17 protein-coding genes and 1 pseudogene are annotated in these 18,210 nt (G+C 73.1%); 11 read left to right on the forward strand and 7 right to left on the reverse strand.

The genetic code is table 11. The annotated features are described in order from the left end of the window. Positions 1-37: 37 nt before the first annotated feature. The 5 genes from ACF1A5_RS15445 to ACF1A5_RS15465 form a co-directional block, all read right to left on the reverse strand. Positions 38-898: a phosphatidylinositol-specific phospholipase C/glycerophosphodiester phosphodiesterase family protein gene (locus ACF1A5_RS15445; RefSeq protein ID WP_392193348.1), complete on the reverse strand. Its 861-nt coding sequence runs from the start codon at positions 896-898 to the stop codon at positions 38-40. A gap of 199 nt (positions 899-1,097) precedes the next feature. Continuing rightward, on the reverse strand, positions 1,098-2,189 hold the full coding sequence (locus ACF1A5_RS15450; RefSeq protein ID WP_392193349.1) for an acyl-CoA dehydrogenase family protein: 1,092 nt from the start codon (positions 2,187-2,189) through the stop codon (positions 1,098-1,100). Next, a complete protein-coding gene (locus ACF1A5_RS15455) occupies positions 2,186-3,379 on the reverse strand; it encodes an acyl-CoA dehydrogenase family protein (RefSeq protein WP_392193350.1) in 1,194 nt (397 codons plus the stop codon). Before ACF1A5_RS15455 ends, ACF1A5_RS15450 begins: the two co-directional genes overlap by 4 nt. Beyond that, the gene (locus ACF1A5_RS15460; RefSeq protein WP_392193351.1) at positions 3,376-4,353 is read right to left on the reverse strand and encodes an NADPH:quinone oxidoreductase family protein; all 978 of its coding nucleotides are present in this window, start codon (positions 4,351-4,353) and stop codon (positions 3,376-3,378) included. Before ACF1A5_RS15460 ends, ACF1A5_RS15455 begins: the two co-directional genes overlap by 4 nt. Before the next feature lie 163 nt (positions 4,354-4,516). Next, positions 4,517-5,089, reverse strand: coding sequence for a helix-turn-helix domain-containing protein (locus ACF1A5_RS15465; protein ID WP_392193352.1), 573 nt, complete (start codon positions 5,087-5,089; stop codon positions 4,517-4,519). 36 nt (positions 5,090-5,125) lie between these two features. Between ACF1A5_RS15465 and ACF1A5_RS15470 the strand changes: the two genes are divergently transcribed. The 8 genes and pseudogenes from ACF1A5_RS15470 (at position 5,126) to ACF1A5_RS15505 (ending at position 13,173) form a co-directional block, all read left to right on the forward strand. After that, positions 5,126-6,175, forward strand: a complete 1,050-nt coding sequence (locus ACF1A5_RS15470; protein ID WP_392193353.1) for an NAD(P)/FAD-dependent oxidoreductase — start codon at positions 5,126-5,128, stop codon at positions 6,173-6,175. Between the two features lie 29 nt (positions 6,176-6,204). Continuing rightward, complete coding sequence (locus tag ACF1A5_RS15475; protein WP_392193354.1) at positions 6,205-7,743, forward strand: ATP-dependent DNA ligase; 1,539 nt, start codon at positions 6,205-6,207, stop codon at positions 7,741-7,743. Then, positions 7,740-8,240 carry an NUDIX domain-containing protein gene (locus ACF1A5_RS15480; protein ID WP_392193355.1) on the forward strand — a complete coding sequence of 167 codons (501 nt, stop codon included), beginning with the start codon at positions 7,740-7,742 and terminating at the stop codon, positions 8,238-8,240. The genes ACF1A5_RS15475 and ACF1A5_RS15480 overlap by 4 nt, the downstream gene beginning before the upstream one ends. A gap of 76 nt (positions 8,241-8,316) precedes the next feature. Continuing rightward, positions 8,317-9,702 (forward strand): NADP-dependent succinic semialdehyde dehydrogenase, encoded by a 1,386-nt coding sequence (locus ACF1A5_RS15485; RefSeq protein WP_392193356.1) that lies wholly within the window; start codon positions 8,317-8,319, stop codon positions 9,700-9,702. A 25-nt stretch (positions 9,703-9,727) separates the two neighbouring features. Further along, on the forward strand, positions 9,728-9,964 hold the full coding sequence (locus ACF1A5_RS15490) for a DUF6213 family protein (protein WP_392193357.1): 237 nt from the start codon (positions 9,728-9,730) through the stop codon (positions 9,962-9,964). A gap of 401 nt (positions 9,965-10,365) precedes the next feature. After that, positions 10,366-11,433 (forward strand): annotated as a pseudogene (locus ACF1A5_RS15495) (type III polyketide synthase); the annotation flags it as partial. Next, complete coding sequence (locus ACF1A5_RS15500; RefSeq protein ID WP_392193358.1) at positions 11,430-12,644, forward strand: cytochrome P450; 1,215 nt, start codon at positions 11,430-11,432, stop codon at positions 12,642-12,644. The pseudogene ACF1A5_RS15495 and the gene ACF1A5_RS15500, both read left to right, overlap by 4 nt. A gap of 7 nt (positions 12,645-12,651) precedes the next feature. Beyond that, on the forward strand, positions 12,652-13,173 hold the full coding sequence (locus tag ACF1A5_RS15505) for a cupin domain-containing protein (RefSeq protein WP_392193359.1): 522 nt from the start codon (positions 12,652-12,654) through the stop codon (positions 13,171-13,173). 45 nt (positions 13,174-13,218) lie between these two features. Here the strand turns inward: ACF1A5_RS15505 and ACF1A5_RS15510 are convergent, their stop codons facing one another. Next, on the reverse strand, positions 13,219-14,445 hold the full coding sequence (locus tag ACF1A5_RS15510) for an acyl-CoA dehydrogenase family protein (RefSeq protein ID WP_392193360.1): 1,227 nt from the start codon (positions 14,443-14,445) through the stop codon (positions 13,219-13,221). A gap of 171 nt (positions 14,446-14,616) precedes the next feature. Between ACF1A5_RS15510 and ACF1A5_RS15515 the strand changes: the two genes are divergently transcribed. Next, positions 14,617-15,261 (forward strand): TetR family transcriptional regulator, encoded by a 645-nt coding sequence (locus ACF1A5_RS15515; protein WP_392193361.1) that lies wholly within the window; start codon positions 14,617-14,619, stop codon positions 15,259-15,261. A gap of 212 nt (positions 15,262-15,473) precedes the next feature. Here the strand turns inward: ACF1A5_RS15515 and def are convergent, their stop codons facing one another. Next, a complete protein-coding gene (gene def / locus ACF1A5_RS15520) occupies positions 15,474-16,013 on the reverse strand; it encodes a peptide deformylase (protein WP_392193362.1) in 540 nt (179 codons plus the stop codon). Between the two features lie 161 nt (positions 16,014-16,174). Between def and ACF1A5_RS15525 the strand changes: the two genes are divergently transcribed. Both ACF1A5_RS15525 and ACF1A5_RS15530 read left to right on the forward strand, forming a co-directional pair. Beyond that, on the forward strand, positions 16,175-17,413 hold the full coding sequence (locus ACF1A5_RS15525; protein ID WP_392193363.1) for a MurT ligase domain-containing protein: 1,239 nt from the start codon (positions 16,175-16,177) through the stop codon (positions 17,411-17,413). Between the two features lie 20 nt (positions 17,414-17,433). Next, on the forward strand, positions 17,434-18,162 hold the full coding sequence (locus ACF1A5_RS15530) for a type 1 glutamine amidotransferase (RefSeq protein WP_392193364.1): 729 nt from the start codon (positions 17,434-17,436) through the stop codon (positions 18,160-18,162). Positions 18,163-18,210: the final 48 nt, after the last annotated feature.

The raw sequence follows: 18,210 nt of genomic DNA on the forward strand, positions 1-18,210 counted from the left end.
CGTCCGGGCGGCTGACGTGTCCGCCGAACGTGTGGTTCTACGGTCGCTCGTGGGCGTCGAGGAATGCCTCCAGACCGGCCAGGTCGTCCGTGTTGAGAAGGTCGACACCGGCGGCGAGCAGTTCGCCCCACAGCGCGTCGCGGGCGGGCCCCGCGGTGTCGGGGGTCGCCCAGAAGCGCACCCGCTGCCCGTGCGCGTGCGCGGTGTCGACGATGCCGCGCAGCTTGCGCCGCTCGGCTTCGGGGAACGGGCCGTCACCGCGCCAGGTGAAGTTCAGCGTCCAGTTGTCGCTGATCAGCGGGACGAAGGAGGCGGGCGCCAAGGTGCCGAGGTCGGTGAGCCGTCCGTCGTAGAAAGCGCGGCGCACGGTCTGCGCCTCCATGGGCGCGCGGGCCGCGCCGTCGCCGGAGATCACGGCGGTGACCGGGCCCGGGTGCACGCGTCCGTGCGCGTACGTCGTGAACAGGTGCCGGTAGCGCTTGAGGTGCCGGTCGAGTTCGAGGTACGTCGAGGAACCCTCCGTCTTGATGTCGACGAGGAGTCGCAGCGGCCCGCGCCATCCCCGGTACACCGAGCCGCGGTTCGCCTCGACCCGGGCGGCGAGCGGGTCGAGGTAGAGGGATTCGAGGGTGCGCTTCGGGTCGAGGTCGACCGGGTCGTGGGCGACGAGCAGGCGGTCGCCGACGAGGTGGATGTCCGCCTCGACGCTGCCGAAGCGGTGGTCGAGGGCGTCGAGGAGGGGGCGGGGGTGCTCGTAGTCGTTGTGGGCGTGGGCGTGCCACAGCGGGCGCGGGCCGCGGGCGTTCTCCGCGGACGCGCGCGCGGCGGGCAGCGTGACCGCGCCGGCGAGCGCGGCGCCGAGGGTGGTGAGGGCTCTGCGGCGGGTGGTGAGGGCCATGCTCTGCCTCCCTGGACGGGCCGTACGGGACCTCAAGGGAGTATGGGGGCCTCGGGCACGCAAGAGGCAGGGACAGGAGGGGAGTTGGCCGGTCCGCCACCCCGCGTTCGGCTCACCGGTAGCCGGGGGACGAGGGATGGCGGGGCGCGGGGCATGGCACAGCCCGCCCGGGGGCCGGGCGGGCTGTGCCGGGTGGGCGTCAGGGAGCCTGGAGGTCGACCAGCCGGGCCAGCGCCTCGCGGTGGGCGCCCGCCGTGCCGTACGCGATCGAGTCCGCCTTGGCCCGCTTCAGGTACAGGTGGACGGGGTGCTCCCAGGTCATGCCGATGCCGCCGTGCAGTTGCAGCGCCTCCTCCGCGGCGTGGACGGCGACGGGCGCCGCGTAGGCCTGGGCGACGGCGACCGCCACGTCGGTGTCGGTGCCGCTCGAGAGGGCGTCGGCGGCGGCCCGGGCGGCGGCGCGCAGATGGACCACTTCCAGCCACAGCTGGGCGAGCCGGTGCTTGATCGCCTGGAAGCCGCCGACCGGCCGGTTGAACTGCCTGCGCTCCTTGAGGTAGCGCACGGTCTCGGTCAACGCCCAGTCGGCCAGGCCCAGTTGCTCGGAGGCCAGCAGCCCCGCACCGGCGCGCAGGGCGCGGCGCACGGCCGGGCCCGCCTCGCCGAGCCTGCGGCCGGGGGCGCCGTCGAGGACGACGCCCGCCACCGGGCGCGTCAGGTCCAGGGAGACCTGCGGGGTGACGGTCACGGCGCCGGCCTCCACGGCGTACAGTCCGCCGTCGTCCGCGGGTACCAGCAGCACGTCCGCGGCCGCGGCGTCCGCGATGCCGGTCAACTCGCCGTACAGCGCGCCGTCCTCGTGCCGTACGGCCTCGGGGGCACGCTCCGGGGCGAGGTGCAGCCCGACGGCCAGCGCGCCGATCGTCCGCCCCGACGCCAGCCGGGCCAGCAGTTCGTCGGCCGCGTCGCCGGGGCAGGCCAGCAGGGCCTCGGTGGCGACGACGGCGCTGGTGAGGTAGGGCACGGGCGCGACGGACCGGCCCAGCTCCTCCAGCACCACGGCCGCTTCGCGGTGTGTGGCCCCCTGACCGCCCCGCGCCTCCGGCACCAGCAGACCGGCCAGTCCCATGCCGTCGGCGAGCGGCTTCCACAGGCCGCGGTCGTGCGGGGCGTCCGACTCGGTGCGCGTGATGACGCCCGCCGCGTCGCAGTGGTCGGTGAGCAGGTCCCGGACGGCGGCGCGCAGCGCCTCTTCCTCCTCCGAGTACAGCAGGTCGGGCTGTGTGCTCATCGGGCGAGGTCCTTCCATGCGACGTCCTTGTCGGTGCGCGGCTCGGCGGGCAGGCCGAGGACGCGCTCGGCGACGATGTTCAGCAGGACCTCGCTGGTCCCGCCCTCGATGCTGTTGCCCTTGGCGCGCAGATAGCGGTAGCCGGCGTCGCGTCCGGTGAAGTCCACCAGCTCCGGGCGTCGCATCGTCCAGTCCTCGTACAGCAGGCCCTCCTCGCCGAGGAGTTCGACCTCCATGCCGCTGATCTCCTGGTTGAGACGGGCGAAGGCGAGCTTCATGCCGGAGCCCTCCGGGCCGGGCTGGCCCGCGACGAGCTGCTGGCGCAGCCGCTCGCCGGTGAGGCGGGCGACCTCGGCCTCGACCCACAGGCCCAGCAGCCGCTGGTGCAGGTCGTGGGTGCGCAGCTCGGGGCGCTCGCGCCAGGTCTTCGCGACCGGGCCGATCATGCCGCCCTCGCGGGGCAGCCGCATCCCGCCGATGGACACGCGCTCGTTCATCAGCGTGGTCTGCGCGACCCGCCAGCCGTCGCCGACCTCGCCGAGGCGGTGCGCGTCCGGGATGCGGACGCCGGTCAGGAAGACCTCGTTGAACTCGGCCTCACCGGTGATCTGGCGCAGCGGCCGCACCTCGACGCCGGGGTCGGTCATGTCGCAGACGAAGTAGGTGATGCCCGCGTGCTTGGGCACGGCCGGGTCGGTGCGGGCGATGAGGATGGCCCAGCGGGCGAGGTGCGCGCTGGACGTCCACACCTTCTGCCCGTCGACCACCCAGGTGTCGCCCTCGCGGACGGCGCGGGTGCCGAGCGCGGCCAGGTCGGATCCGGCGCCGGGCTCGCTGAAGAGCTGGCACCAGACCTCCTCCCCCACCCACAGGGGCCTGAGGAAGCGCCGCTTCTGCTCCTCGGTGCCGTAGCGCAGGATGGTGGGCGCAGCCATGCCGAGGCCGATGCCGATGCGCCGCGGGTCGTTGTCGGGGGCGCCGGCGGCCTCCAGTTCCGCGTCCACGACCGCCTGCAGGGAGCGTGGCGCGCCGAGGCCGCCGAGACCCTCGGGGTAGTGCACCCAGGCGAGTCCGGCGTCGAAGCGGGCCCTGAGGAAGTCGGTGCGGTCGGTGGTGGCGGGCGGGTGCGCGGCGAGCAGTTCGCTGGTGCGGCGGCGCAGCTCGGCCGCGTCGACGAGGCGGTCCGTCATGCGGTGGCTCCGTTCTCCGGCGTGGGCAGGACGGCGATCCGGCCCGTGGTCGTGCCGTCGGCGACGCGCTGGACGGCGCTCGCGGCCGCGCTCAGCGGGACCCGCTCGCTGATCAGCGGCTTGATCGCGCCCTGTGCGGCCAGTTCGGTGAGCTGTTCGTGGCAGTGCTGGATCAGCTTGGGGTTCTTGGTGTTGTACAGGCCCCAGTGCAGGCCGAGGATCGCGTAGTTCTTCACCAGCGCGTGGTTGAGCGCCGGGCTGGGGATGGTCCCGCTGGCGAAGCCGACCACGACGATGCGGCCCTCGAAGGCGACGGCCTTGGCGGACTGGGCGTAGGCCGCGCCGCCGACCGGGTCGTAGATGACGTCGGCGCCCCGGCCGCCGGTGGCCTCCTTCACGGCGGTGACGACGTCCTCGGCGTGCCGGTCGATGACGACGTCGCAGCCCAGCTCGCGGGCGACGGCGGCCTTGCCGGCGCCGCCCACGACGCCGACGACCGTGGCCCCGGCCGCCTTGCCCAGCTGCACCGCCGCGCTGCCGACCCCTCCGGCGGCCGCGTGGACGAGCAGCGTCTCACCGGCCTGGAGGTGCGCCCGGCGGTGCAGGCCGAACCAGCCGGTCTGGTAGCCGATGTGCAGGGCGGCGGCCTCGGCGTCGTCGAGCGCGTCGGGCGCGGGCAGCACGGCCCCGGCGTCGGCGACGACGTACTCGGCGAAACCGCCGTGCGGCAGCGCCGGGTTGGCGATGACCCGGCGGCCGTCCTCGGTCTCCCCGCAGATCTCCACGCCAGGGGTGAAGGGCAGCGGCGGCCGGACCTGGTACTGGCCGCGGCACAGCAGGGCGTCCGGGAAGTTGACGTTGGCGGCACGTACCTTCAGCAGGACCTGGCCGTCGCCCGGCGTGGGCGGCTCCACGTCCTCCAGCCGCATCACCTCGCTCGGCTCGCCGTTCTCGTGCACTTGCCATGCCTGCATGCGGTGCCTCCACGGGACTGCTTCGTCTGACCGGGGTCGAGGGCATACTAAGCGGTCGCTTGCCCATCAGGGAACACCATCAGGGAGGCCATCGGGAAACACCGCCGGGGACCACGCGCGATGACGCCATCGGGAAGCACCGGCCGGGACCAGCTCGGGCGCGTCACGAGCGAGACGGCCGCGCCCGTACGTGCATCCGCTCGCCCTGCGGGCCGAACAGGCTCAGGAACTCCACCGGCCCCTCCCCCGTCGACCCGAACCAGTGGGGCACGCGGGTGTCGAACTCGGCGGCCTCCCCCGCCGCCAGCACCACGTCGTGCTCCCCGAGCACCAGCCGCAGCCGCCCGGACAGCACGTAGAGCCACTCGTACCCCTCATGGGTGCGCGGGTCCGGCTCCTGCCGCCGCTGCGGCTCCAGCACCTTGAACGCCTGGAGCCCGCCGGGCTGCCGGGTCAGCGGCCAGTGGGTGCGCCCGAACCGCACGATCGGCTTCGACCGGACGCGCGGATCACCGACCGGCGGGGCGCCGACCAGTTCGTCCAGGGGCACCTGGTGGGCCCGCGCGATCGGCAGCAGCAGTTCCAGGCTGGGCTTGCGCAGGCCGGACTCCAGCCGCGAGAGGGTGCTGACGGAGATGCCGGTCGCCTCGGACAGCCCCGCGAGGGTCACCTCCCGCTCCTTCCGCATGCGCCGCAGCCTCGGGCCCACGTCCGCGAGAACGTCGTCGGTGCTCATCACCGTATTGCAGGTTCGGCAAACGAGTTTGTCAATATGGAGGCGCGCGGGCGACCGTCGGGCGTGGAGGTGGTCACCTTGACCGAGCACACGTCCCCGCACACGGACCAGATCACGACCGAGCCCACCGGACGTCACGACGCCGTCGTCCTCGGGGGCGGGGCGGCCGGGCTGTCCGCCGCGCTGGTCCTGGGCCGGGCCCGGCGCCGCACCCTGGTCGTCGACGCGGGCGAGCCCCGCAACGCGGCCGCCGCGCACATGCAGGGCTACCTGTCGCGGGACGGCATGCCGCCCGCCGAGTTCCTCGCCGTGGGGCGGAAGGAGATCGCGCGGTACGGCGTGGAACTGGTCCGGGACCGGGCGGTGGACGTCCGGCGGGACGGGGACTTCACGGTGGCCCTGGCGAGCGGGCGCGCCGTGCGGGCCCGGCACCTGGTCGTCGCGACGGGCCTGAAGGACGAGCTGCCGCCGGTGCCCGGTCTGGCCGAGCGGTACGGCCGCGAGGTGCTGCACTGCCCGTACTGCCACGGCTGGGAGGTGCGCGACCGGGCCTTCGGCGTGCTGGCCACCACCCCGATGAGCGTGCACCAGGCGCTGATGGTGACCCAGTGGTCCAAGGACGTGACGCTCTTCCTGCACGAGGTCGCGCCGGAGGAGCTGAGCGACGAAGACCTGCGCAGACTCGCGGCGGCCGGCGTCGCCCTGGTGCCGGGCGCGGTAGCAGAGGTGGTCGCCGACGGCGGTCGGCTCACCGGGGTCCGGCTCGCGGACGGGACGGTGCACGGCCGCGAGGTGCTGTTCGTGGCGCCGCGTGCCGTGCCGCGCACCGGGCTGCTCGTGCGACTGGGCGCCGGGATGCGCGAGACACCGTTCGGCGCGTACCCGGTCGTCGACGAACGGGGCCTGACGACCGTGCCCGGTCTGTGGGCGGCGGGGAACGCGAGCGGCTTCGCCGAGCAGGTCGTGAACGCGGCGAGCCGCGGCTACCGCGCCGGCGCGGCGATAAACGCCGAGCTGCTCCTCGCCGACCTCGACGCGGCCGTGGCCGCCCGAAACGCCGGACCGGGCGCCGCCGCCCGGGTGTAGACCACCGCCCGCCGGTGCACCCTGACTGCATGTTGCTGATCCGACTGGCCCAGGTGTCCCGGGAGATCGCCGCCACCTCGGCGCGGTCCCGGAAGACCGCCCTGCTCGCGGAGCTGTTCCGGGACGCCGAGGCGGACGACGTGCCCGTCGTCATCCCGTATCTGGCGGGACGGCTGCCGCAGGGACGCCTGGGAGTCGGCTGGAAGGTGCTCGGCCTTCCGGTGACCCCCGCCGCCGAGCCCTCGCTGACGGTGCGCGCGGTGGACGCCCGGCTCACCGAACTGGGCAAGGTGTCCGGCGCCGGCTCGCAGGCCGAACGGTCGCGGATCGTCGGTGAGTTGATGGGCGCGGCCACCGAGGACGAGCAGCGGTTCCTGCGCGGACTGCTCACCGGCGAGGTCCGGCAGGGTGCCCTGGACGCCCTCGCCGTCGAGGGCCTGGCGCAGGCGACCGGCGCTCCTCCGGCGGACGTGCGGCGGGCGGTGATGCTGGCCGGGTCGCTGCAGACGGTGGCCCAGGCCCTGCTGGCGGACGGCCCCGCGGCCCTGGACCGGTTCCGGCTCACCGTGGGCCGCCCGGTGCTGCCGATGCTCGCGCACAGCGCGTCCTCGGTGGCCGAGGCGGTCGGCAGGCTCGGCGCGTGCGCCGTGGAGGAGAAGCTCGACGGCATCCGCGTGCAGGTCCACCGGGACGGCGACGCCGTACGGATCCACACCCGGACGCTGGACGACATCACCGACCGGCTGCCCGAACTGACCGCGGCCGCGCTGGAGCTCGACGGCGAGCGGTTCGTCCTGGACGGCGAGGTCATCGCCTTCGGCCCGGACGGGCGTCCGCGCTCCTTCCAGGAGACCGCCGGACGGGTCGGCTCCCGCGTGGACGTGGCCACGGCCGCGGCGGCGGTCCCCCTCTCGCCCGTCTTCTTCGACGCGCTGTCGGTCGGCGACCGCGACCTGCTCGACCTGCCGTTCGACGAGCGGCACGCCGAGCTGGCCCGGCTGGTCCCCGAGCCGCTGCGCGTGCGGCGCACCCTGGTGTCCGGGCCGGACGACGTCGCCGAGGCCGAGCGGTTCCTCGCCGCCACGCTGGAGCGCGGCCACGAGGGCGTGGTCGTGAAAGCGCTGGACGCGCCCTACAGCGCGGGCCGCCGGGGGGCGTCCTGGCTGAAGGTCAAGCCCGTGCACACCCTCGACCTCGTGGTCCTGGCCGCCGAGTGGGGCCACGGCCGCCGCACCGGGAAACTGTCCAACCTGCACCTGGGCGCCCGCACCGCCGACGGCGGCTTCGCCATGCTCGGCAAGACCTTCAAGGGCATGACCGACGCAATGCTGGCCTGGCAGACCGAGCGGCTGCGGGAGCTGACGGTGGACGAGCACGGCTGGGGGGTGACCGTACGGCCCGAACTGGTCGTCGAGATCGCCTACGACGGTCTGCAGCGCTCCACGCGCTACCCGGCCGGCGTCACCCTGCGCTTCGCCCGGGTCGTGCGCTACCGCGAGGACAAACCTGCCGACCAGGCGGACACGGTGGGCACCGTGCTGGCCGCGCACCCCGGGGTGCAGCCATGAGGAGGCGTGCCACGGCGGGCGGCGTGCCGGAGGCGCCGCAGCGGCGGAGCGCGGGGCTGCTGCTGTTCCGGCGGGGTGAGGGCGGCCTGGAGGTGCTGCTCGGCCACATGGGCGGCCCGTTCTTCGCTCGGCGCGACGCGGGGGCCTGGACCGTGCCGAAGGGCGAGTACGCGCCCGAGGAGCCCGCGTGGGAGGCCGCACGCCGCGAGTTCGAGGAGGAGCTGGGCCTCCCGCCGCCCGACGGCGAGGCCGTGCCGCTCGGCGAGGTCCGGCAGAGCGGCGGCAAGCTCGTCACCGCCTGGGCGGTGGAGGCCGACCTGGACCCCGCGTCGATCACGCCCGGCACGTTCCGGATGGAGTGGCCGCCGCGGTCCGGGCGGACGGCCGAGTTCCCGGAGCTGGACCGGGTGGAATGGTTCGGCCTTGACCGGGCCCGCGAGGTGATCGTCACGGCCCAGGCGGCGTTTCTCGACCGGCTGGCGGAGCACTCGCCCTGACGAGAGGTGTACGCGTTGCGGTCCTCACCGCGGCGCGCGAAGGTCGTACCACAGCCCGCTCCCAGGGAGGTCAGCCATGCCCATCGCGACGGTGAACCCGGCGAACGGCGAGACGCTCAAGACGTACGAGGCCATGGGCGAGGAGGAGCTCGAGCGCCGGCTCCAGCTCGCCGAGGCCACGTTCCGCACGTACCGGACGACGACGTTCGCCGAGCGCGCCCGCCTGCTGAACAAGGCCGCCGATCTTCTGGACGAGGACCAGGACGAGATCGGCCGGGTCATGACCACCGAGATGGGCAAGCCGGTCAAGCAGGCCCGCGCGGAGGCCGCGAAGTGCGCCAAGGCGATGCGCTGGTACGCCGAGCACGCCGAGGGTCTGCTCGCCGACGAGGAGCCCGCGGAGCGCGACGTGACGGACACCGGCGCCTCCCGGGTTCGCGTGCGCTACCGGCCGCTCGGCCCCGTGCTCGCGGTGATGCCCTGGAACTTCCCGCTGTGGCAGGTCGTCCGGTTCGCGGCCCCGGCGCTGATGGCCGGGAACGTCGGGCTGCTCAAGCACGCCTCCAACGTCCCGCAGACCGCCCTGTACCTGGAGGACCTGTTCCATCGGGCGGGGTTCCCCGAGGGCTGTTTCCAGACCCTGCTCATCGGCTCCGCCGCGGTCGACGACATCCTGCGCGACGAGCGGGTGAAGGCGGCCACCCTCACCGGCAGCGAGCCGGCGGGACGGGCGGTCGCGTCCACCGCCGGGGAGATGATCAAGAAGACGGTGCTGGAGCTGGGCGGCAGCGACCCGTTCGTCGTGATGCCCTCCGCCGACCTGGACCGGGCCGCCGAGGTCGCGGTGACCGCACGGGTGCAGAACAACGGGCAGTCGTGCATCGCCGCCAAGCGCTTCATCGTGCACACGGACGTCTACGACGCCTTCGCCGAACGCTTCGTGAGGGGCATGAAGGCGCTGAAGATGGGCGATCCGATGCAGGAGGACACGGAGGTCGGGCCGCTCTCCAGCGAGCAGGGGCGGGCCGATCTGGAGGAGCTGGTGGACGACGCCCGGCGCAGCGGCGCGACCGTGCTGTGCGGCGGTGAGCGGCCGGACCGGACCGGCTGGTTCTACCCGCCGACCGTTCTGGCCGGCATCACCCGGGAGATGCGCATTCACCGCGAGGAGGCCTTCGGACCGGTTGCCACGCTGTACCGGGCGGCCGATCTCGACGAGGCGGTGCTGATCGCCAACGACTCGCCGTTCGGCCTGAGTTCGAATGTCTGGACGCGGGACGAGGACGAGGTGGACCGGTTCGTGCGGGACCTGGAGGCGGGCGGTGTCTTCGTCAACGGGATGACGGCCTCGCACCCGGCCTTCCCCTTCGGCGGGATCAAGCGGTCCGGCTACGGGCGTGAGCTGTCCGGGCACGGAATCCGCGAGTTCTGCAACATCACCACCGTATGGCAGGGGGCGTGAGTCCCCCGCGGCTACGATCGCCTTTGTGAACCGCGAAGTGACTCTCCCACTGATCGTCGACGACCGCGGTACCTTGCAGGTGACCGCGGCCGATGTGAGCAAGCTGCTGCGCACGGTGGGCGGGCGGTGGCTGCGGCTGGTGGAGGCCGGCCAGGAGGGTCTCGACGAGGACACGGTGGCCGCGTTGACCATCGAACTGGCGAAGCTGGCCGACCGGATCGACGTGGCCTGCATCGCGCACAGCAGCGGGACCAACGGGTAGGGCCCCGTCCCGTGCCCCCGTCCGGGCGTTCCGCCGGATGCCGCCCGGGATCCCCGGGCGGCGGCGAGGCGGCTTTTCCGCTCTGTTCTCCGCTCGCGCGCGGGCGCGGCGTGGGCGTCCCGGTCCGGCAAACGCCACTCGATCACCGAGCGATCCCTCCGACCTGCGGCTTCAGGGCGGCATGCGCGTCTCCGGCGGTCCGCCGCGGCCGCCGGTGAGAGGCCCGTCGCGTCCCCCGTTCGGCCGACGGCGCGGCGCCTCCCCGGTCCTGCCCGGTGTCCCCGGTTCGGAGTAGTCCGGCGCGAGATCTTCGCTCTCCCGGGTGATCGTGGGTGGACCACCCTTCTGGGTGCACCACCCTCTGACCGGGGGGCTACCGCCCTTCCGGAAGGCGAAAGCAGGCACGGCTCATGGCGACTTTGTGCAGACCCGCGGTGTCCGTTCCAGAGCACGTGATCACGATGGAGGAGACGCTGGAGCTCGCACGCTCCCGCCACGCGGACCACCCGCAACTCCCCCTGGCCCTCCGGCTGATCGAGAACACCGGTGTGCGCACCCGGCACATCGTGCAGCCCATCGAGGAGACCCTCAAGCACCCGGGCTTCGAGGAACGCAACAAGCTCTACGAGCAGGAGGCCAAGGCGCGCGTGCCGGCGGTGATCCAGCGCGCGCTCGACGACGCCGAGCTCCTCACCACCGACATCGATGTCATCATCTACGTCTCGTGCACGGGCTTCATGATGCCCTCGCTCACGGCGTGGCTGATCAACGAGATGGACTTCGACAGCACCACGCGGCAGATACCCATAGCCCAGCTGGGCTGTGCGGCCGGCGGCGCGGCGATCAACCGGGCCCACGACTTCTGCACGGCGTACCCGGACGCCAACGCGCTCATCGTGGCCTGCGAGTTCTGCTCGCTGTGCTACCAGCCCACCGACCTCGGTGTCGGCTCCCTGCTCTCCAACGGGCTGTTCGGCGACGGCATCGCGGCCGCCGTGGTCCGCGGCACCGGCGGCACCGGCGTCCGGCTGGAGCGCAACGGCTCGTACCTGATCCCCAAGACCGAGGACTGGATCGCGTACGACGTCCGGGCGACCGGCTTCCACTTCCTGCTGGACAAGCGGGTGCCCACCACGATGGAGCCGCTCGCCCCAGCCCTCCAGGACTTGGCCGGACTGCACGAATGGGACGCCTCCGACCTGGACTTCTACGTCATCCACGCGGGCGGTCCCCGCATCCTGGACGACCTCAGCAAGTTCCTGAAGGTCGATCCGCACGCTTTCCGCTTCAGCCGGGCCACGCTCACCGAGTACGGCAACATCGCCAGCGCCGTCGTGCTGGACGCGCTGCGCCGGCTGTTCGACGAGGGCGGCACCGAGCACCGGGCGCGCGGGCTGATGGCCGGCTTCGGCCCCGGCATCACCGCGGAGATGACCCTGGGCCGCTGGCAGGACGGGGACGCCCGATGACCGAAGAGACTCTCACCCAGACCCTGCCGCCCGTCCGGCACTGGCCGGCGGTCGACCTGCCGGGGGTCGACTTCGACCCTGTCCTCACCGAGTTGATGGAGGACGGCCCGGTCACCCGCATCAGACTGCCCAACGGCGAGGGCTGGGCGTGGCTGGTGACCCGCATGGACGACGTGCGGATGGTCACCAACGACCCCCGCTTCGGTCGCCAGGCGGTCATGGACCGTCGGGTCACCCGGCTCGCCCCGCACTTCATCCCCTCGCGCGGCGCGGTCGGCTTCCTGGACCCGCCGGACCACACCCGGCTGCGCCGCTCGGTCGCCCCCGCCTTCACGGCGCGCGGCGTGGAGCGGGTGCGGGACGACGCCCGGCGCGTGCTCGACGAGCTGGTCGACGAACTCCTCCAGGACGGGCCGCCCGCCGACCTCACCGAGGCGGTGCTCAGCCCCTTCCCCATCGCGGTGATCTGCGCGCTGATGGGGGTCCCGGCCGGCGACCGGCACGCCATGCACACCTGGACCCAGCTGATCCTGTCCTCCGCGCACGGAGCCGCCGTCAGCGAGAAGGCCAAGGAGGAGATGGGCGCCTACTTCACGGATCTCATCGGCTCGCGCGCGGACAGCGCGGACGAGGACGTCGCCTCGCTGCTCGGCGCCGCCGTGGGCCGCGAGGAGATCACGCTCGCGGAGGCCGTCGGACTGGCGGTACTGCTGCAGATCGGCGGCGAGGCGGTCACCAACAACAGCGGCCAGATGTTCTACATCCTGCTGACCAGGCCGGAGCTGGCCGAACGGCTGCGCGCCGAGCCGGAGATCCGCCCGCAGGCCATCGACGAGCTGCTGCGGTACATCCCGCACCGCAACGCGGTCGGGCTGTCCCGGATCGCCCTGGAGGACGTGGAGATCAAGGACGTGCGGATCCGGGCGGGCGACGCGGTGTACGTGTCGTACCTGGCCGCGAACCGCGACCCGGAGGTCTTCCCGGACCCCGGGACGGTCGACTTCGCGCGCAGCCCGAATCCGCATGTGTCGTTCGGCTTCGGCCCGCACTACTGCCCCGGCAACCAACTGGCCAGGCTGGAGTCGCAGTTGCTGGTCGACGCACTGCTCGACCGGGTACCGGGGCTGAAGCTCGCGGTGCCGCAGGACGAGGTGCCCTTCAGGAAGGGCGCGTTGATCCGCGGACCCGAGGCTCTGCCCGTGACCTGGTGAGGCCGCGATGACCGCGTCCGAAGGACTGCTGGTGCCGCCTGGACACGGCCGCGTCGTCGAGACGCCCGCCCAGCGCGTGACGTTCAAGGTCACCGGCTCGCACTCGCGGATCGCCTCCACCTTCGAGGTGGACGTGCCGCCCGGGTTCGACGTCGGCGCCCATGTGCACGCGCGCAGCGAGGAGTTGTTCTACGTGCTCGAGGGCGAGCTGGACGTGCTCGCCTTCGAGCCGCGGATCCGCACTCCCGACAACTGGCAGAGATGGGAGTCCCGTTCGGGCCACCGCGTGGTGCGGGCGACGCCGGGCACGGTGATCGTCGTACCGCCCGGCTGCCCCCACGCGTTCGCGAACCCGACGGACGCCCCGGCCAGGATGTTCTTCCAGGCCTCCCCGCCGCCCGACCACGAGCGGTACTTCGAGGAGCTGCTGGAGATCCTGGGCGCCGGGGGCCCGCCGGACCACGCGGCGATCGAGGAGCTCAGGAAGCGCTACGACATCGAGCAGCTCACCCCGCTGAAGCACCGGTGAAGCCCCGGCGCCCCTCCCGGCCGGAAGGGGCGCCGGGGCGGGCGCCTACCGGATCGGCATGCCGGCGAGCGTCCGGGCGATCACCAGGCGCTGGATCTCGCTGGTGCCCTCGAAGATGGTGTAGATGGCCGCGTCGCGGTGCATCCGCTCCACCGGGTACTCCCGGGTGTAGCCGTTGCCGCCCAGGATCTGGATCGCCTGGGCGGTGACCTTCTTCGCGGTCTCGCTGGCGAACAGCTTGGACATCGAGCCCTCGGCGGCCGTGAACGGTTTGCCGTTGACCGCCATCCAGGAGGCCCGCCACACCAGCAGCCGGGCCGCGTCGATCTGCGTGCGCATGTCGGCGAGCTGGAAGGCCACGCCCTGGTTGTCGATGATCGGGCGGCCGAACTGCTCACGCGTCCTCGCGTAGTCGAGGGCGACCTCGTAGGCGGCCCGGGCGGTGCCCACCGCCATCGCGCCGACCGCGGGACGGCTCGCCTCGAAGGTGGCCATGGCCGCGTTCTTGACGCGCTCGCCGCCCTTCCTGGCCCGCTCGCGGGCCCGGGCGAGGCGCTCGTCGAGTTTCTCCTTGCCGCCGAGCAGGCAGGAGCCGGGGACGCGCACGTTGTCGAGGATCACCTCGGCGGTGTGCGAGGCGCGGATGCCGTGCTTCTTGAACTTCTGGCCCTGGGACAGCCCCGGCGTGTTCGGCGGGACGATGAAGGAGGCGTGGCCCTTGGAGCCCAGCTCCGGGTCCACCAGGGCGACGACGACGTGGACGTTGGCTATGCCGCCGTTGGTGGCCCAGGTCTTGGTGCCGTTGAGCACCCACTCGTCCTTGGCCTCGTCGTAGACCGCGCGGGTGCGCAGGGAGGCCACGTCGGAGCCGGCGTCGGGCTCGGAGGAGCAGAAGGCGGCGACCTTGACGTCGTTCGCGTCGCCGTACATCTGGGGGATCCAGGTGCCGATCTGCTCCTCGGTGCCGTTGGCGAGCACGCCCACGGCGGCGAGGCCGGTGCCGACGATGGACAGGGCGATGCCCGCGTCCCCCCAGAAGAGCTCCTCCATGGCCATCGGGATGCCGAGGCCGGTGGAGTCGAAGTACTGCTGGGCGTAGAAGTCGAGGGAGTAGATGCCGACCTTGGCCGCCTCCTGGATGACCGGCCAGGGAGTCTCCTCACGCTCGTCCCATTCGGCGGCCGCGGGGCGGATCACGTCGGCGGCGAAGCCGTGGAGCCAGTCCCGGACCTCCTTCTGTTCGTCGTTGAGCTCCATGGTGAACTCGGCCATGTCCCCTCCAGTGGCGCATTCGTGCATGTTACTTGCGGTAACCCGAGTCTGTTACCGATGAGTAGGAAAAGTCAACTCCCGGGGTCTCCTCGGCAGCCCGTTCGAGGTCCCCGGCGCGGTCAGTGTTACTTTGCGCAGGCGTCACCGATTCAGCACGGGTGGGGAGAGCTCATGGACACCACGCAGCGGACCGATCAGCAGCGGTCCGCCGACCGCCGACGGCGCGAGCTGCTGGAGGCCGCCGACCGGGTGGTGCTGCGCGACGGCCCGCAAGCCTCGATGAACGCCATCGCGGCCGAGGCCGGCATCACCAAACCGATCCTCTACCGCCACTTCGGCGACAAGGGGGGACTGTACGCGGCCCTCGCCAAGCGCCACACGGACGCGCTCCTCGACTCGCTGCGGGCGGCGCTGGACGCCCCGGCGGAGCGCCGCGAGCGGGTGGAGGCGACGCTCGACACCTACCTCGCCGCCATCGAGGCACGCCCCCAGGTGTACCGGTTCCTGATGCACCCGGCGGAGGGCGGCCAGGGCGGCGACCAGGGCTTCGACGTCGGCAAGCACTCGGCTCCCCTGCTGCGCCGGATGGGCGAGGAGCTGGCCCAGGTGATCGAGGACCGGCTGGACCTCGGACCGGGCAGCCAGCGGCTCGCCCGGGTCTGGGGCCACGGGATCGTCGGCATGATGCACGCGGCGGGCGACTGGTGGCTGGGCGAGCGCCCGTGCTCCCGGGCGGAGCTGGTGCGCAGCCTGGCCGACCTGCTGTGGGGCCGCCTCGCGGCCGCCGGGGACAAGATGGGCGGCCCGGGCTTCTGACATCCGCCGCGGGGCGGCGGGCGGGGATCCCTGCGCCCGCCCGGCCGTCGGCCGGGACTCCGGCGCAGGCGCCCCGGCCGCGGGCCCGGACGAAGGCGGGCCACCACGGCGTACGGAAAGCCGGCAACGCCGGCAGGGCCGACCGTGCCCGCGCGGCGCCGCCGGGCACCGGAGCCGCCCGGCGTGCGGCCCCGCCCCCCGGGCCGCCGACCTCACCGGTGCCAGGAGGCCCGCCCCACCTGGCGCATCAGACGGCGCCGGCGCCGGCCCTCCAGACGGTCGGCGTACACCATCCCCTCCAGGTGGTCGCACTCGTGCTGCAGGCACCGCGCGAAGAACCCCGTGCCGTGCACGGTGACCGGCTCCCCGGTCACCGTCCGGCCCTCGACGACCGCGTGGTCGTAGCGCTCGGTGCCCGCCTCCAGGCCCGGCAGGGACAGACAGCCCTCCGGGCCGCGGACCACCACGCCGTCCGCCTCCACCAGCCGCGGGTTGACCACGTGCCCGAGGTGCCGGACGTCCTCGTCGTCCGGGCAGTCGAAGACGAACACCCGCAAGGACTCGCCGATCTGGTTCGCGGCCAGTCCCACCCCCCGCGCCGCGTACATCGTCGCGAACAAGTCCTCCACGAGCCGTGCCAGTTCGGGACCGAAGTCGGTGACCTCCCGGCAGGGCTCGCGCAGCACCGCGTCCTGGAGCAGGGTGAGGGGCCGGACGCGCCCGCGGGCGCCCGGGATCGAGCCGTGTCGCATGGCGGCAAGGGTACGGTCCTGTCGGACGCGCGAAGGGCGCGCGGGTGCCGCTGCGGTGCCGGGGTTCGGGAGTGCGAAGGGATCTCGATAGGCTGAGGTCCACACCACGTTGCCGAATGGCTTTTCAGGCGCGGCGCGTACGCAAGGAGGATCGAGAACTGATGGCAGGCAACTCGGACCCGCTCTCGCCGCGGGCCAAGCTGGCCGTGACCGCGGGCAAGGCGGTCGCTGCGGCATCGCGCGCCGCGGGGCGCGGGAGCGGTTCGGTGATCGGGGGCAAGGTGGCCCTCAGGCTCGACCCCGACCTGCTCGCCCGTCTGGCCCAGCACCTGGACGTGGTCCTGGTCTCGGCGACCAACGGCAAGACCACGACGACCCGGCTCATCGCCGAGGCGCTGCGGGCCGCGGGCCCGGTGGTCTCCAACGCACTCGGGGCCAACATGCCCGCGGGCATCACCTCGGCCCTCGCGGGCGGCTCGGACGCGAAGTTCGGCGTGATCGAGGTCGACGAGAAGTACCTCGCCGGTGTGGCCCGGGACACCTCCCCCAAGTGCATCGCGCTGCTGAACCTCTCCCGCGACCAGCTCGACCGCGCCGCCGAGACCCGGATGCTCGCCGAGCACTGGCGCGAGGGACTGTCCGGGTCCAAGGCCGTGGTCGTCGCCAACTGCGACGACCCGCTGGTGGTGTGGGCCGCCTCCTCCTCCCCCAACGTGGTCTGGGTGGCCGCCGGGCAGATGTGGAAGGACGACGCCTGGTCCTGCCCGTCCTGCGGCGGTGTGATGCAGCGTCCGGGCGAGGACTGGTTCTGCAGCCAGTGCGGCTTCCGCCGGCCCACGCCGAGCTGGGCGCTCTCCGGCGACCACGTCCTCGACCCGCACGGTTCGGCCTGGCCGATCCACCTGCAGCTGCCGGGCCGGGCCAACAAGGCCAACGCCGCCTCCTCGGCCGCCGTGGCCGCCGTCTTCGGGGTGCCGCCGCAGGTCGCGCTGGAGCGGATGTACCAGGTGCAGGCCGTGGCCGGACGCTACGACGTCGTGCAGTTCATGCAGCGCGACCTGCGCCTGCTGCTGGCGAAGAACCCGGCCGGCTGGCTGGAGACGTTCTCCCTGATCGACCCGCCGCCCACCCCGGTGATCCTCTCCGTGAACGCGCGCGGTGCCGACGGCACCGACACCTCCTGGCTGTGGGACGTCGACTACACGCGGCTGACCGGCCACCCCATCTTCGTGATCGGCGACCGGAAGCTGGACCTCGCGGTGCGCCTGGAGGTGGCGAACCAGCACTTCCAGGTCTGCGAGAACCTCGACCAGGCCGTCCAGCAGGCCCCCCCGGGCCGCATCGAGGTCATCGCGAACTACACCGCGTTCCAGGACCTGCGCCGCCGCGTCGGCAACTGACCACGAAGGACGATCACTTCATGAGCGACAACCAACTGCGGCTGGTGTGGATCTACCCGGACCTGCTGAGCACCTACGGCGACCAGGGCAACGCCCTCGTGGTGGAGCGCCGGGCCCGGCAGCGCGGCCTGGAGGTGGCCCGGCTCGACGTGCGCAGCGACCAGCCGATCCCGACCTCCGGCGACATCTACCTGATCGGCGGCGGCGAGGACCGTCCGCAGCGGCTCGCGGCCGAGCGGCTGCGCCGCGACGGGCACCTCCAGCGTGCGGTGCAGAACGGCGCGATCGTCTTCTCCGTGTGCGCCGGCTACCAGATCCTCGGCCACGAGTTCATCAACGACCTCGGTCAGCGCGAGCCGGGCCTCGGCCTGCTCGACGTGGTCTCGGTGCGCGGGGAGGGCGAGCGGTGCGTCGGTGACGTACTGGCCGACATCGACCCGCAGCTCGGCCTGCCCCCGCTGACCGGCTTCGAGAACCACCAGGGCGTCACCCACCTCGGCTCGACCGCCCGCCCCTTCGCGCGGACCCGCATCGGCAAGGGCAACGGCACCGGGGACGGCACGGAGGGCGCGTACAACGGCACGGTCTTCGGCACGTACATGCACGGGCCGGTCCTCGCCCGCAACCCGCAGATCGCCGACCTGCTGCTGAAGCTGGCGCTCGACGTCAACGCGCTGCCGCCGATCGACGACCGCTGGTACGAGGCGCTGCGCGACGAGCGCATCGCAGCGGCGCAGCAGCCCGCGTAGCGACGGCGAGCCGGCGCGGCTTCGGCCCGGCCGCGCCGGCTCGTCCAT

The sequence above is a fragment of the Streptomyces sp. NPDC014864 genome, assembly GCF_043081525.1.
Lineage (GTDB): Bacteria > Actinomycetota > Actinomycetes > Streptomycetales > Streptomycetaceae > Streptomyces.

What these genes read in the sequence shown, in the direction of transcription:
- ACF1A5_RS15460 (WP_392193351.1), bottom strand. Translation starts at nt 4,353, where the DNA reads ATGCAGGCATGGCAAGTGCACGAGAACGGCGAGCCGAGCGAGGTGATG.
- ACF1A5_RS15465 (WP_392193352.1), bottom strand. Translation starts at nt 5,089, where the DNA reads ATGAGCACCGACGACGTTCTCGCGGACGTGGGCCCGAGGCTGCGGCGC.
- ACF1A5_RS15485 (WP_392193356.1), top strand. Translation starts at nt 8,317, where the DNA reads ATGCCCATCGCGACGGTGAACCCGGCGAACGGCGAGACGCTCAAGACG.
- def (WP_392193362.1), bottom strand. Translation starts at nt 16,013, where the DNA reads ATGCGACACGGCTCGATCCCGGGCGCCCGCGGGCGCGTCCGGCCCCTC.
- ACF1A5_RS15505 (WP_392193359.1), top strand. Translation starts at nt 12,652, where the DNA reads ATGACCGCGTCCGAAGGACTGCTGGTGCCGCCTGGACACGGCCGCGTC.
- ACF1A5_RS15525 (WP_392193363.1), top strand. Translation starts at nt 16,175, where the DNA reads ATGGCAGGCAACTCGGACCCGCTCTCGCCGCGGGCCAAGCTGGCCGTG.
- ACF1A5_RS15480 (WP_392193355.1), top strand. Translation starts at nt 7,740, where the DNA reads ATGAGGAGGCGTGCCACGGCGGGCGGCGTGCCGGAGGCGCCGCAGCGG.
- ACF1A5_RS15450 (WP_392193349.1), bottom strand. Translation starts at nt 2,189, where the DNA reads ATGAGCACACAGCCCGACCTGCTGTACTCGGAGGAGGAAGAGGCGCTG.
- ACF1A5_RS15500 (WP_392193358.1), top strand. Translation starts at nt 11,430, where the DNA reads ATGACCGAAGAGACTCTCACCCAGACCCTGCCGCCCGTCCGGCACTGG.
- ACF1A5_RS15455 (WP_392193350.1), bottom strand. Translation starts at nt 3,379, where the DNA reads ATGACGGACCGCCTCGTCGACGCGGCCGAGCTGCGCCGCCGCACCAGC.
- ACF1A5_RS15510 (WP_392193360.1), bottom strand. Translation starts at nt 14,445, where the DNA reads ATGGCCGAGTTCACCATGGAGCTCAACGACGAACAGAAGGAGGTCCGG.
- ACF1A5_RS15445 (WP_392193348.1), bottom strand. Translation starts at nt 898, where the DNA reads ATGGCCCTCACCACCCGCCGCAGAGCCCTCACCACCCTCGGCGCCGCG.
- ACF1A5_RS15475 (WP_392193354.1), top strand. Translation starts at nt 6,205, where the DNA reads ATGTTGCTGATCCGACTGGCCCAGGTGTCCCGGGAGATCGCCGCCACC.
- ACF1A5_RS15470 (WP_392193353.1), top strand. Translation starts at nt 5,126, where the DNA reads ATGGAGGCGCGCGGGCGACCGTCGGGCGTGGAGGTGGTCACCTTGACC.
- ACF1A5_RS15530 (WP_392193364.1), top strand. Translation starts at nt 17,434, where the DNA reads ATGAGCGACAACCAACTGCGGCTGGTGTGGATCTACCCGGACCTGCTG.
- ACF1A5_RS15515 (WP_392193361.1), top strand. Translation starts at nt 14,617, where the DNA reads ATGGACACCACGCAGCGGACCGATCAGCAGCGGTCCGCCGACCGCCGA.